General features: G+C 38.5%; 12 protein-coding genes. 6 read left to right on the forward strand and 6 right to left on the reverse strand.

Translation table 11 applies throughout. From position 1 onward, the window contains the following. The first annotated feature begins 185 nt into the window (after nt 1-185). From I6F65_RS07560 to I6F65_RS07585, 6 genes are all read left to right on the forward strand, one after another. Nucleotides 186-710, forward strand: coding sequence for a sigma-70 family RNA polymerase sigma factor (locus tag I6F65_RS07560; RefSeq protein WP_024611773.1), 525 nt, complete (start codon nt 186-188; stop codon nt 708-710). Further along, nucleotides 707-1,390 (forward strand): anti-sigma factor, encoded by a 684-nt coding sequence (locus I6F65_RS07565; protein WP_024611772.1) that lies wholly within the window; start codon nt 707-709, stop codon nt 1,388-1,390. The genes I6F65_RS07560 and I6F65_RS07565 overlap by 4 nt, the downstream gene beginning before the upstream one ends. A gap of 130 nt (nt 1,391-1,520) precedes the next feature. Further along, a complete protein-coding gene (locus I6F65_RS07570) occupies nt 1,521-3,113 on the forward strand; it encodes a DUF4331 domain-containing protein (protein ID WP_197112264.1) in 1,593 nt (530 codons plus the stop codon). Between the two features lie 11 nt (nt 3,114-3,124). After that, the gene (locus tag I6F65_RS07575) at nt 3,125-3,628 is read left to right on the forward strand and encodes an Ig-like domain-containing protein (RefSeq protein ID WP_024611770.1); all 504 of its coding nucleotides are present in this window, start codon (nt 3,125-3,127) and stop codon (nt 3,626-3,628) included. A 52-nt stretch (nt 3,629-3,680) separates the two neighbouring features. Continuing rightward, nucleotides 3,681-4,715 (forward strand): lipopolysaccharide assembly protein LapB, encoded by a 1,035-nt coding sequence (locus I6F65_RS07580; RefSeq protein ID WP_197112266.1) that lies wholly within the window; start codon nt 3,681-3,683, stop codon nt 4,713-4,715. Beyond that, the gene (locus I6F65_RS07585) at nt 4,712-5,812 is read left to right on the forward strand and encodes a HupE/UreJ family protein (RefSeq protein WP_166113927.1); all 1,101 of its coding nucleotides are present in this window, start codon (nt 4,712-4,714) and stop codon (nt 5,810-5,812) included. Before I6F65_RS07580 ends, I6F65_RS07585 begins: the two co-directional genes overlap by 4 nt. A gap of 62 nt (nt 5,813-5,874) precedes the next feature. On the opposite strand, the gene I6F65_RS07590 is transcribed toward I6F65_RS07585, so the two are convergent. The 6 genes from I6F65_RS07590 to I6F65_RS07615 form a co-directional block, all read right to left on the reverse strand. Beyond that, on the reverse strand, nt 5,875-6,489 hold the full coding sequence (locus I6F65_RS07590) for a TetR/AcrR family transcriptional regulator (protein WP_024611767.1): 615 nt from the start codon (nt 6,487-6,489) through the stop codon (nt 5,875-5,877). A 158-nt stretch (nt 6,490-6,647) separates the two neighbouring features. Then, nucleotides 6,648-8,063, reverse strand: a complete 1,416-nt coding sequence (locus I6F65_RS07595; RefSeq protein WP_197112268.1) for an efflux transporter outer membrane subunit — start codon at nt 8,061-8,063, stop codon at nt 6,648-6,650. Then, nucleotides 8,060-11,194, reverse strand: a complete 3,135-nt coding sequence (locus tag I6F65_RS07600; RefSeq protein ID WP_197112270.1) for an efflux RND transporter permease subunit — start codon at nt 11,192-11,194, stop codon at nt 8,060-8,062. The genes I6F65_RS07595 and I6F65_RS07600 overlap by 4 nt, the downstream gene beginning before the upstream one ends. A 12-nt stretch (nt 11,195-11,206) precedes the next feature. Further along, entirely contained in the window at nt 11,207-12,376 is a 1,170-nt protein-coding gene (locus I6F65_RS07605; RefSeq protein WP_024611765.1) for an efflux RND transporter periplasmic adaptor subunit, read from the reverse strand. A gap of 272 nt (nt 12,377-12,648) precedes the next feature. Continuing rightward, nucleotides 12,649-13,956, reverse strand: coding sequence for a hemolysin family protein (locus I6F65_RS07610; protein ID WP_166113936.1), 1,308 nt, complete (start codon nt 13,954-13,956; stop codon nt 12,649-12,651). 145 nt (nt 13,957-14,101) lie between these two features. Beyond that, nucleotides 14,102-14,791 (reverse strand): ABC transporter substrate-binding protein, encoded by a 690-nt coding sequence (locus I6F65_RS07615; protein WP_166113939.1) that lies wholly within the window; start codon nt 14,789-14,791, stop codon nt 14,102-14,104. Nucleotides 14,792-14,801: the final 10 nt, after the last annotated feature.

Raw genomic sequence — 14,801 nt, forward strand, 5'->3', positions numbered from 1 at the left:
AGTTATGTGCTTTTTACATTGTAATAAGTCAAATATTCCCATAACTATATATTTACAAAAATGATCTTTATTTACTTGTTGTAACGTATAGTTTAGTTGGTTCAAATATCTGCTTCACATTATTTTGCATCCAAACTTCACCTTTATACGTTTACTTAATGACAACAAGAAAAAACAGGAACCTTATGGATAATGATGAATTACTACCACTTTTGTGCGCAACAGCACAAGGAGACAAGCATGCTTTTTCAAATCTTTACCAACAAACGAACGGTAAATTGTTCGCTATAACATTAAATATGCTAACAAACAGAGCTCATGCAGAAGAAGTATTACAGGATGCTTTTATAAAAATTTGGCATAATGCCTCAGAATATAATTCATCTAAAGGTACGGTTATTAGTTGGATGATTAGTATTGTTAGATACAGAAGCCTTGATGCACTTCGCTACAATAAAGTACGAAAAGAGCAATCAATGGGTGATGACGATTATAACGAGCAAGCTATTGATGTAACTTACGATGAAGAAACTAAGCTCGTAGAATGTATCGAGCAATTAGATTCACAACAAAAACAAGCTATTCACTTAGCGTATTACAAAGGACTAAGTCATAGCGAATTAGTTGATCATATTGATACGCCCCTGGGCACAGTTAAAAGCTGGATCAGGCGCGGGCTTATGCAGCTACAAAGGTGCTTAACATTATGAATTATAACAAACCTGAACTATTAGATGCGCTTGCTGGCCAATATGTGCTTGGTACACTAAGAGGGCTAGCCCGAAAACGCTTTCAACGCTTGCTACTTACTTCTCATCAAGCGCGCGAAGCGATTTCGATGTGGGAACAAAATTTAAATAATTTAGCGAGCTCTATTACTGCGCAAACACCTAGCGATGATGTATGGCAACAAATTATACAGCGCATTGAAAACCAGCCGCAGCAAAGTAAAAAAGTAATACACACCAAACCATCACTTTGGAGAACATGGTCTTTTGTAGCAACGGCTGCGTGTATTGTTTTAGCCTTTTTAGTAATACAACCGGCTACTAAAATTGAAAATACGCAACAAATTGCGTTAGTTCAAAATCAAGATAAACAATCACTTTGGTTTATAGATGTAAATGAACAAGCACTTTCAATAAAAGCAAGCAGCCAGCTAGTTGCTCAAACAAATAAAGACTATGAGCTTTGGATGATACTTAAAGGTCAAGATACTCCTATTTCTCTTGGTTTATTGCCCAAACAAGGCGGTAAAATATTACTAAAAGATAAACGCTTTAATGCCAGTAATATTACTCTGCTAGCGGTAAGCTTAGAGCCTATTGGCGGCTCGCCTAATGGTTTACCTACCGAAGTGTTGTATACAACTGAGTTAATCCTTTTATAACTTTTTATTGGCTACTTTTAAAAGTAGCCAATTTTTAACAAAATATAAAATAATTTAACTTTTTTGCATCCAATTTAAAACCTGCCCCGTTATTACTCATGACTTCAATCAAAAACTAAAGGACAAAGTCATGAAAGCTTTAACTCCATCAATACTTGCAGTAGTAATATGCAGTACATTTGCTAGTGCACCAAGCGAGGCGTCAAGCCACAGAGAAGCACCAAATATTAGTCGCTTCCCGACTTTAGACTCTACAGATTTTTATATTTTTAATAGTTATGAACAAGGTCGTGACGATTTCGTTACATTAATTGCTAACTACATCCCATTACAAGATGCATACGGTGGTCCAAATTATTTTGCAATGGACCCAGACGCAACATACAACATTCACATTGATAACGACGGCGATGCAGTTGAAGACATTACATTTGCGTTTAACTTTGAAAGCATGCTGCCAAACGATAATCAAGGCGTACAATTAACAGTAGGTCCTGAGGGTAACCAACGTACGGTATCTGTTCCACTTAAAAATGTAGGCGGTGTGTCAGCAGGTAATGACAGTGCGGCTAACTTTAGTGAATCTTACACTGTAAGTATGATTAACGGTCCTCAAAAAGTAGGCACTAGTGTTGAGCTAAATAATACAGCAACAAATTCAACAACATTTAAAAAGCCGCTTGATTACATTGGTAATAAAACATTCACTTCTATGGAAAATTATCAAACTTATGCAGATCAATTTATGTATCAAGTTTCAATTCCTAACTGTAACTCAATGGCAAGAGTATTTGTTGGACAACGTAAAGACCCATTCGTAGTAAATTTAGGCAAAACATTTGATTTGGTAAATTATGTACCAGTTGAAGGCGATAGTGCTCCAGGTGCTGGCGATGGCGGTGGCTTTCCAGGTGGTATTACACAATCTGCTGACAACGATGATTTAGCTGATAAAAACATAACCTCTATCGCTATCGAAATTCCTAAAAGTTGTGTTGTAGGTGAAGGAAATGGTGTAATTGGTTCGTGGACAACAGCGAGCTTACCACAAGCACGCATTTTAAATCCTAATGCTAAATTTGCTAACAACGCTGTTAACGGCGGCGCATTAACACAAGTTTCTCGTTTAGGTAATCCACTTGTAAACGAACTTGTAATTGGTATTAAAGACAAAGATACATTTTCTACAGCTCATCCAAAAGATGACGCACAATTTTTAGATTATGTTTCTCATCCTGCTTTACCTGAACTATTAAATATTTTATTTAAAGATGCTGTTAACACAACACTTGGCGCTAATTTAGAAACACTTGCACCAACAAACTTCCCACGCACAGATTTAATTACCGCATTTTTAACAGGCTTTGCAGGCGTTAACCAACAAGCTACGGTAACACCTTCAGAAATGTTGCGATTAAACACTGCTATTGCAGCCACAGCGCAAGCTGATCAATCAACATTTGGTGTAGTTGGTAACGACTTAGCTGGCTTTCCAAACGGTCGTCGCCCTGGTGATGACGTAGTTGATATTGCGCTACGCGTTGTAATGGGACGTTTATGTCATCCTATTCCTGTAGGTGGAGAAGATACTGATTTAGGTCTTTGTACACCAGAGGATGCTAATGTAGGGACTGTACCATTTACCGATGGTGCACCTGTAAATGCATCTATGATGGATGCTAGCTTCCCATATCTTGCAACACCACTTGCGGGTTCTAAATAAGGATCACGATAATGCGTAATTTAAAAGCTTCACATGCGTGTTTACTTGTTAGTTTTTTAGTAATAAGTGGATGTAGTGATGATGATAAAAAATCATCACCCGCTGTAAATTCAGCACCAACAACAAGTAATGTCGCACTTACAACGCAAACTGAGGTTGCTATTAATGACATGCTAGTAGCTGATGACGTAGATGGCGATGCACTAACCTATAGCTTAACGTCAAACTCTACGCTTGGCAGCACTGTTGTAAATGCAGACGGTAGTTATACTTATACGCCAAATAAAGAAGCAACTGGCGCTGATAGTTTTGTATTTAGCGTATCAGATGGCGTTAATGAACAAGTAAGCGCTAGCGTTAATATTACAATTGAAGCATTGCAAGTAGACTTTGCTCAATTTGCAACAGATGCATTTAATCAAGGTCCTAATGCAGAGCCTCTTTCAGTAAATGGTCGTGTTTTTACAAACGCAGATACTGATGTTGATGACTTGCTTTCTACAAATAATAACTAATCAGTAAATATTAAGCTGACAGGCCATGGATGGCTTTTTTAAGGATATTAAAATGCACCTACCCAGCATTAAATCAGTTAAATTAACAACCGCACTTATTGCGACTTTATTTTCATGTAATGCTTTTACAAAGCCTTATATTCCGAGTGACGATAGCGTTGTAGCATCTAGTAGCTCTTTAATTACAGCTAAACTCTCCCTTGATGAAATAAATTCGTTCGTGGTTAACAGCCAATATGTAGGACAAACGGAGCGCTTACAAGGCATGCTTAAAACACGTTTAGCTACATTGTATAAGCAAAACCCAACACCTCAAGTTGGCTATTTATATGCACGCGTATTACAAAAAGAACACCTATTTAACGAAGCTATAAACGTAGCCAATCAAGTATTAGCAATTGAGCCTAATCACAGCAATAGCCACTTACTACTTGCAAACATTTACATGACTAAAGGTCGGTTTATTGAAGCAAAACAACAATGCGTGGCATTAATCGGATTAGTAAGTATAACAACTACGAGTACATGTGTATTAGATGTACAAAGTCAGCACGATGACCTTTTACAAAGCTATCAATCTTTAAAAAAGATAACTCAAAATAAAGATATAAGCCTAGCAACTACACACGTGCTGAGTGAAATGAGCTACCGCTTAAATAACTATGATGCTGCTTTTGCATATATACAAGATATAGATTTACGAAAAGCCCCTGTCAGTCTTATTGTTTTGTGGGCAGACATACAACTTGAACTAAATAATGACCAGCAACTGCTAGATACTTTGGGGGAATTACTCACCGATAATAATAATTTAGAAGATGCTATTTTACTGAGACTTGCCATTGCAGAAAAAAAACTAAATAATTCTGATAAAAAATGGCAAACTATGATGAAAAGCCGTGTTGATTTACGTGAGTTACGCCAAGATACTTTTCATGCCAGCGATTTAGCAAAATATTACATTGCAGTGCAGCCTAATGGTCAAAAAGCATTATATTGGGCAAATATTAATTGGCAACAAGCAAAAATGAGCGCAGACGAGCAATTAATTATTCAAGCTAAAGCGATGCAACGAGACACTCTATGAGAACTTTTTTCTTATTAATTATTACCTCAATACTTTTTTTTTACTCAGCAAGTAGTTTTTCTCATCAGTTAAGTACCAGTTATATAACGCTTAACAACGACACTAATAAAAATCAATACATCGGTGATTGGCAAGTTAACATTGCCGATTTAGAACAAATAGTCCCGCTCGATCTAGATCAAAACGGACAAATATCGTGGGCAGAAATTAAAGCAAAACGCAGCTCAATCAACCAATTTATTAGCGCTAGTTTAACGCTATCACAAACTGAGCAGGTATGTGCTTTATCGAGTGAAGCAACGTACCAATTAGATAATCACTTTAATCAGCCCTATTTAGTGATCCCACTTTTATTTAATTGCGATAGCAATAATTCAGTCACGCTTAATTACAGTGCTTTTTTTAAAACCGATGCAAATCACAAAGCAATTGTGAATATAAACAATGTATCGCGTGTATTTAATATTAACGATGCAAAGCAAACGTTTAGTGTTACTCAGTCAAGCTATTTAAGCACCTTCAGTCAGTATGTGTATCAAGGCGTTATACATATTTTAATTGGTGTTGATCATATTTTATTTTTAATTGCCCTGTTGCTGCCATGCGTACTTACTCGTACACAAAAGCAGTGGCAAGGTATTACATCAAAAAAACAAATAATTAAGCACACGGCTTGGATAGTTACCGCATTTACGCTTGCGCATTCTATTACGCTCACCGCGACGGCATTAAACCTTGTGTCACCAAATAGTCGCTGGGTAGAACTCGGTATTGCAATATCTGTACTTTTTGCCGCGCTAAATAATGTATGGCCCGTAGTACTTCGTCTGGGTTGGCTCACGTTCGCATTTGGTTTATTACATGGAATGGGATTTGCCAGTGTATTAGGCGAGCTTGGGTTATCTAGCGATTATCAATTACTAAGTATTCTTGCATTTAACTTAGGGGTTGAGTTTGGTCAGCTTAGTATTTTACTTGTTGCCTTGCCGCTATTGATTTGGGTAAGAAATTACGATTGGTATAAAAAATGGTTAATGCCAATAGGCTCAATTGCAATTGCACTTATTGCTTTGCAGTGGTCTATAGAGCGATTTTAAAACCTGTGCTCATTAAAGTAAAACTAGCCAAGTTTATTGGCTAGTTTTTAGATTTACTTTTATTAGCGCTCAAATGGCATAAGTAAGGTTTTCATTGCTGGGCGAAGCGCTATTAATACAGTTTCTTCTGTAAGCTCTGGGTAAAGTACCTTTCTAAGTAATAACCCTGCCATTACAGAAAAAATAACATTAATACGACTATCTAACTCCGCCTCATCAATGTCTTTAATAACACTGCTTTCACTAATAAGAAGCTGGCGCATTCTGTTACGTGCTTGCGTATCGGCATCTCGCAATAAAGACGCTACTTTAAAGTTTCTGCCTGCTTCAGCCATCATGTCTAAATCAACAACGCATGCACCTGTGTCCATGTGTCTTTTAACGCCAATATTTAAACCATCTAATAAAACCGTCAAAATATCGCCTGGTTGATCTTCAAACTCTTGAAATATAGAAAACATCTCTTCCATGTCTTTTTCTATAATACTTTCAATAATTGCTTCTTTGCTTTCGAAGTAATTATAAATATGCCCAGCGCTCATGCCTGCTGTTCTTGATATTTCAGCCATACCTGCACCATGGTAACCTTTACGGCGAAAGCAATCAGCTGCAGCGCAAAGAACTTGCTCTCTTCGCGCCTGTGCAAGTGCTGGGTCTGTGTGTCTTTTGGTTTTCATACGAAACTCCATTACCAAACCAATCGGTTCGACAAAAGGTGTTTTAATGGTAAGTCATATACAAATATAAGTGTATTCAACGCGCTAACTTACACCAGCTATTTAGACCTACTACTGTATTAAATGGCTATACATATAATTAAGTACAGCCATTTATATTACTTAGCTTGGCTAGTTTTAACGTTTTGATCCCAGCCACCACCAACTACTTTGTACAGGCTAATTTTACTAGCGAGTAAAGCTTGTTGACCAACAATGTTCTGTTGCTGGGCGCTGTACCACGTTCTTTGAGCATCAAGTACTTGTAGGTAACTATCGGCACCGTTATCGTATCGTGCTTGCGATAAATCAAATGTTGATTGTCGGCTTTTTAGTAGCATATCAAGTGCATCTAATTGCTCTTGATACCCTTGCCTATCAGCTAATGCATCAGATACTTCACGAAAAGCTTGCTGAATTTTTTGCTGATACGTAACCAATGCAATTTCTTGATCTGCTTGTGCTACATCTAAACGAGCTTGGTTTCGACCCATATTAAAAATAGGTAAACTCACCGATGGCACAAAGCTCCACGTACCAGAGCCTGCATCAAATAAATCACTTAAATCACTAGACGCTGTACCGGCATTAGCCGTTAGACTAATACTTGGATAAAAAGCAGCACGCGCAATACCAATATTGGCATTTGCAGCTAATAACAAGTGCTCAGCAGCTTTAATATCTGGTCGCTGAGTTAATAAGTCAGATGGCAAACCTACTGGTATAGCGGGTAAACTTAAAAGTGAATCCAATGATTTACTTGGCAATAAATCACTCGCCACTGGCTTACCTACTAACAAATCAAGCGCATTTTTGTCGCGCTGTAACAGGCGTTTATAGGTTGCAATATCAACTTTTGCAGTAGCCACTGTGCTTCTAAGTTGCTCAAGCGTAATTTTTGAAGCTGCACCTAAATCAAAACTTTTTTGAGTAAGCGACAGCGACTCTTGTTGAGACGTTAACGTATCTTGAGCTAATTTTAATAACTGCTGATCGGCAGCGTAATTTAGCCACGCATTAGCAAGTTCTGCTACTAGCGATACCTGCGTGCTGTATTGGCTAAGCTCAGTAGAGTATAAGTTTTGCAGAGCTTGCTTTGATTGGTTGCGTACTTTTCCCCAAATATCCAACTCGTACGACGTAATACCTACCGTAGCACTGTATTGAGAGCTAATAGCTGCATCGCCAGTACCCGACAAATCAGCCGGTAAACGCTGGCGCGTACCCGAACCATTAAAGTCTAATGACGGATACAATGCAGAGTCTTCAATTTGATATAAACCACGTACACGTTGCACATTAAGCACAGCCATTTGCATATCTTTATTGTACTCTAAGCTTTGCGTTATAAGTGATTGTAGTTTTTTATCACTAAAAAACTGCTGCCACTTTAAAGCCGCTTCTTGTGCTTGCCCAGCACCCGATGCATATGCATCAGGTACTGGTAAAGTGATATCTTTTTGCTCAGGTGCAAGTTGACAGCCACTTAATACAACAAGTGCTATAGCACTTAAAGTAAATGTTTTCACACTCATTCTGCACTCTCCTTAATAGGTTCTTTAGACTTACCAGGGAATACACGACGAACTAATACAAAAAACAACGGTACAAATACAACAACTAATATTGATGATGCGAGTGTGCCGCCAATAATAGAAATACCTAACGCATTTTGCGCACCAGAACCCGCACTTGAGGCTATAGCAAGTGGTATAACACCACAAATAAAGGCCATCGAAGTCATGAGTATTGGACGTAAACGTAAGCGAACTGCTTCAACTGCTGCATCTACTAATCCGAGCCCATCATCCATTTTATGAATCGCAAACTCTACAATCAGTATCGCATTTTTAGAGGCAAGACCAATGGTGGTTAATAAGCCTACTTGTAAGTAAATATCGTTAGATAATCCACCTGTTACCGCAGCCATAATTGCCCCAAATATACCCAGTGGCACAATCATCATTACCGCAAACGGTACCGACCAACTTTCATAAAGCGCGGCTAAACATAAAAATACAAACAACAGCGATAAGCCATATAGTAAAGGTGCTTGACCGCTACTTGAGCGCTCTTGGAATGAAATACCGGTCCACTCAGACGAAATACCATTAGGTAATTGTTTAACTAAACGCTCCATTTCATCCATTGCTTGACCTGTACTGTAACCCGGCGCTGCGCTACCTTGAATTTCCATTGCTGAAAAACCATTGTAACGCTCTAAACGTGGCGAACCATACGTCCAGTAGGCACTAGCAAACGCTGAAAACGGCACCATATCGCCATTATCATTGCGCACATACCACTTATTTAGATCCTCAGGCACCATGCGCGATTGTGCATCACCTTGCATATACACTTTTTTAACTCGACCACGGTCAATAAAGTCATTCACATAACTACTACCCCATGCTGTCGAAAGTGTACTGTTAATATCGTTTTGCGACACGCCAAGCGCTTCGGCTTTTGCCAAATCTGTATCAAGTTGTAGTTCTGGCATATCTTCTTGTCCATTTGGACGTACGCCCGCTAAAATTGGACTTTGGCTTGCTAAACCTAACAACTGATTTCGCGCAGCTAAAAGTGCATCATGCCCTAGGCCTACACGGTCTTGTAAAAAGATATTAAAACCATTAGCAGTACCCAGTTCAACAATTGCAGGTGGCGGAAAGGCAAAAACAAATGCTTCTTTTATAGTTGAGAAGTACCCCATTGCTTTACCTGCAACACCTTGTACCGATAAATCATCGCGTTGACGCTGATCCCAATGTTTAAGGTTAACAAAACCAATTGCAGAGTTTTGACCTGAACCTGCAAAACTAAATCCTGTTACAGTAAAGATACCGTTAACAGCCTCAGATTGCTCATTTAGGTAATGGTTCTCCATTTTTTTAACAACTTCTAGCGTTTGCTGTGTTGTAGAACCCGCTGGTAATGAAACTTGGTTAAATAAAATACCTTGGTCTTCGTCTGGTAAAAATGCCGTTGGTAAATGCGAAAATACATACACCATGCCACCCACTATCACCGCGTAAATAAGTAAATAACGCTTAGAGTGGTTGATCATTCGGCTAACAAAGCCTTGCGCACCGCTATTAGTTTTATCAAACCCACGGTTAAAACCAGTGAAAAACTTGCCAATAAATGACGTGTTATCATGAACATGGCTTGGTTTTAAAAGCGTTGCACACAATGCAGGTGTTAAAATAAGTGCCACCAATACCGACAAGCCCATTGCCGATACAAGCGTAATAGAAAACTGACGATAAATAATACCGGTAGAACCACTAAAAAATGCCATTGGGATAAATACCGCAGAAAGCACCATGGCAATACCTACCAGCGCGCCTTTAATTTCATCCATAGATTTTCGTGTTGCTTCAAGCGCCGAGAGCTTTTCCTCGGTCATTAAGCGCTCAACATTTTCTACAACAACGATTGCGTCATCTACTAATAAGCCTATGGCAAGCACCATCGCAAACATCGTTAGCGTATTTATTGAATAACCAAAGGTGTATAAAATACCAAACGTACCTAGTAAAACCACTGGCACTGCTATTGTCGGTATAAGCGTTGCCCTAAAGTTTTGTAGGAACAAATACATAACTACAAAAACAAGTACAACAGCTTCAATTAATGTATGAATAACTTTTTCGATAGATAACGATACAAACGGCGTTGTGTCGTAAGGTATAACAGCATCTAACCCCTCTGGAAAAAACGGTTTTAGCTCTTCAATTGCTTTTTTAACTCCAGCGGCAGTATCAAGTGCGTTAGCACCACTGGCTAATTTAATACCTAATCCTGATGCTGGTTGTCCATCGTAACGAGCAACAACGCGGTAGCTTTCACCGCCAAGCTCTACTCTAGCAACGTCTTCTAGACGTACAAAAGAGCCATCTGGATTGGTTTTAACTAATATTTGTTCAAATTGCTCTGGCGTTTGTAATCGACTTTGCGCAGTTACTGTTGCATTAAGTTGCTGACCATCAACGGCAGGCATACCGCCAAGTTGACCGGCAGATACTTGTGCATTTTGCGCACTAATTGATGCACTAATATCAGCAGGTGTAAGCTTATAATTTTGTAACTTTGCAGGGTCTAACCAAATACGCATCGCGTACTGAGAACCAAACAACTGCACTTCACCTACGCCTTCAACACGCGAGACAATATCTTGCACGTTTGATGAAACATAATCACCAATATCAATGTTATTCATGCTGCCATCTTTAGACACAAAAGCATAAACCATTAAAAAGTTACGTGCAGACTTTGCAACTACAACGCCTTGCCTTTGAACGGCTTCTGGTAATAGTGGAGTCGCTGTCGCTAGTTTATTTTGCACTTGAACTTGTGCAATATCAGGGTCAGTTTCAGCGCTAAACGAAAGTGTAAGCGTAGCAGAACCACTCGACTCAGAAGTAGATGACATATAAAGCAAGCCATCAAGTCCTTTCATTTTTTGCTCAATAACTTGCGTAACCGTATCCTCTAGTGTACGTGCAGATGCACCAGGGTACGTTGCAGTAATACTCACTGCAGGTGGTGCAATTGAAGGATACTGCGAAATAGGTAAACTCCTAATCGCCAAAATACCTGCAAGCATCACTACAATAGCGAGTACCCAAGCAAATATCGGTCTATCGATAAAAAATCGTGACATTAAAACTCTCCGTTATTGCGCTTGATCGGCTTTAGCAGACGATTGAATTTCAGATGGATTAACTGGTGCACCAGGGCGGATTTTTTGTAAACCTTCAACTATTAACTTATCGCCATCCATTAAGCCATCAGTAACAAGCCAATCAGAACCAATCGTTCTGTCTACTTTTAATACGCGGCTTTCTACTGTGTTGTCTTTGCTCACAACCATTGCTGTTGGTTCGCCTTTTGAATTACGGCTAACACCACGTTGCGGAGCTAAAATAGCACCCGCCTTAACACCTTCCACAATAGAAGCTCGGGCGTACATGCCTGGCAGTAATAATTTTTCTGGGTTTGAAAATTTAGCACGTAGTGTTACTGAGCCAGTACTTGGGTCAACAGTCACTTCAGAAAACTGCAATGTGCCTTTGTGAGGATAAATTGACCCATCTTCCATAGTGAGTTCAACATCAGTTTGACTCGCAGAATCAACCGTTAAATCGCCAGATGCAAGTGATTTTTTAAGCTTTGTAAGTTCGTTACTTGATTGTGTTAAATCGATATAAATTGGATCAAGCTGAGTAACGGTAGCAAGCGCTGTTGATTGGTTTGCGCTAACTAAAGCACCAACAGTTACGCTTGATTTACTAATTTGCCCACTGATTGGCGAAGACACATGGCTGTAATCAAGATTAATTTGCGCTGTTTGTAACTGCGCCTTAGCTGTTAACAATTCAGCTTTTGCTTGTTTGTATGCAGCATCAGCCTCGTCAAAATCTTGCTGACTTACCGCTTTTATTTTTAAAAGCTCGCTAAAACGAGATGCCTTGGCTTTACTACTTGAAATACTTGCCTGAGCCCGTGCAACACTTGCTTCACTTGCTGCTAAGTCTGCTTCAAATGTCGCAGGGTCTATTTGATACAGAGCCTGGCCTTGTTTAACCTCTTTACCTTCTACAAATAAACGAGATTGCACAATACCACTTACTTGTGGGCGAATTTCAGCAATTTGAAATGCACTGATACGACCAGGAAGTTCTTTTTTGAGAGTAAGCGCTTGGCTTTTTAATGTAATAACCCCTACTGGAACGGCTTTTGGTGCAGAAGCTTGCGACTGTTCAGCTGCCTGGTCGCAACCAGTTAAAGCAACAGAACCGACGAGGGCTGATAATACAAATAAAGCGATGCGGGAACGCTGCATGTCAAATACCTTTTAATTTAGAGTGAACGATCATTCTAAAGTAAAAGTGTTCAATAATGAATCTTAATACGACGAAATTTATAGAAACTTACACTCTAAAAAAACAATGTAAGTATTAGGTAGTGCACCATGTTAACCTGATGAAAATTAAATAATCTAGCTTATTAATAAAATAGCAGTAATGGTTATTTACTAATTAAAAACAAAAAGCCAAGCATAGCTTGGCCTTTAAATGTACCTATAGATAAATACTCTCACTTTAAAAGTGCAATTTACTCAGTTACAGGTGGTGACGTTATTGTAGGAGCTACTCGGGAAACAAGTAACTGCTCCACCCTAATTCCTTCTACATCAACAACCTCAAACTTAAACCCTGCATACGTAAAATGTTCGGCACGTTTAGGAATACGTTTCATGGTATAAATTAAAAAACCAGCAACCGTTTCGTAATGCATTTGCTGTGGAAACTCTTCTATATCTAATACTTTAGCTAAATCAGTAATAGGTGTTAAACCATCCACCAGCCAAGAGTCCATGTCGCGCTCAATTATTAGCTCATCACCTTGATGGGTAATTAAATCCCCCATAAAGCCTTTCATTAAATCTTTAACCGTAACAATACCGACCGATAAAGCATATTCATTAACCACAACGGCAAATGGTTTTGCTGCACTTTTAAATGCATTTAACGCCTCAGATAAGCTCAGTGTTTCTGGAAGGTAAAAAACATCCTTATCAATAAGCTCATCATTTATATTTGCTACATCACCTTTAAGCACTTGCCTTAAAATATCTTTAGATTCTACTGAGCCATGTAATTTATCTAAGTTTCCTGATACCACTAAAAAGTGATTATGAGGATGGTCAATAATTTTAGTCGCAATATCATGGCTGCTTTCGTTTAAATCAAAATACACAATTTGGTCGCGAGGCGTCATTACACTCGATAAAAATCGGGCTTCTAGGTCAAACACATTACCAATGAGTTCGTATTCTTGTTTTTGTAAGCTGCCATATGCAGCACCTGCGTCCATCATTGCTACAATATCTTCCGTTGTTACATTGTCTTCTCGCTCAGCCGGTACTTTAAATAAACGCAGTACAAAGTTTGTTACGCCGTTAAAAAACATAACCAGCGGCGTTAATGCAAAGGTAACCCAGCGCATTATTGTCACCACTCTAACTGCTACCGCTTCAGGCATGATCATCGCTAAGCGTTTTGGCATTAAATCGGCAAACAATATAAATAAAGAAGTAATAGTAAAAAACGAGAATAAAAAGCTAATTTTTTCTAAATGCGCGCCTTGATAAAAAAGTACTAATATACTTTCAACATAAGGAGATAGTGCCTGCTCGCCTACAATACCGCCCAGTATAGCAATTGCATTGAGTGCTATTTGAATCATGGCAAAAAAAGCACCCGGATTCTCTTGCAGTTTTAATACCGCAGCCGCTTTTATATTGCCTTCATCTGCCATTACTCGCAGCTTTATTTTTCGTGACGCTGCAATTGCTATTTCCGACATAGCAAACAACGCACTGATCAAGATCAATAAGCTAATCCCGATTAAATCACCCATTTAACGCTCCAAAAAAGTTAGTGCTTTTGAAACAAAAGCAGCTGATTATAATCGCTTTTTTAAACGCAGCAATTTAAATTTACAATATATATTTTAACCACTAAATTTCAATTAGTTAAGCTTGTAAAACTATAAATTTCACTCTTTAAATTTTACTAAAGGCGGCTTTTAATTGAGTTACTAAGGAAGGATCCATATTAATATTGCACGCAAAGTACAAAGGAGATTGTGCGGTGTTTAAGCTCAGTACGGGTTCAAGTAACTTTAACTTTGGTTCAGTTTTAGCTCTATGAGCAAATTGCTTTTTACTTAATACTATAAAATCTAAAATATCGTGCCTTGTACTCACTAATTTATCTATTTTATCTAAGTTGTCGATTAGTAATAAATGCTGGGACTCACTAAACCCTCGCTCAACTAAATAGTGATGGCTAAAGTTTTCTCTAAGTACGGCTGTTTTATAGCGTTTAGCATCGTTTAAAGTATTTAGTTTTATACTGCGAGATTTTAGGGCATAAATAGCAGAGTCAAAAGGTTCGAGTTCAGCTATCCAGGTAAACTTTTTTTCTCTGTTTGGCAGTCTAACCATAGAAAAAATACAGGTGTACTTGTCACGTAGTACAGCATTATAAGACACGGTCCAATTATGAACTAAAATAGTGTAATCAATACCTGAGCCATCAAGTGCTTTATTTACTTTGTCGATTGAGCTACCGACTAGTTGATTATCTTTATTTATATACTGTAAATCAGGGAAAACTTCAGTCACCAATGTTATTTCTGTTGCACTAACACTAATATTTAAGATGCATAAAAAAAATAATAAAACCTTCATTCAACGAAAC

Origin of the sequence: Pseudoalteromonas sp. SWXJZ94C, assembly GCF_015864385.1 — a bacterium.
In the GTDB taxonomy this organism is placed as follows: Bacteria; Pseudomonadota; Gammaproteobacteria; order Enterobacterales; family Alteromonadaceae; genus Pseudoalteromonas.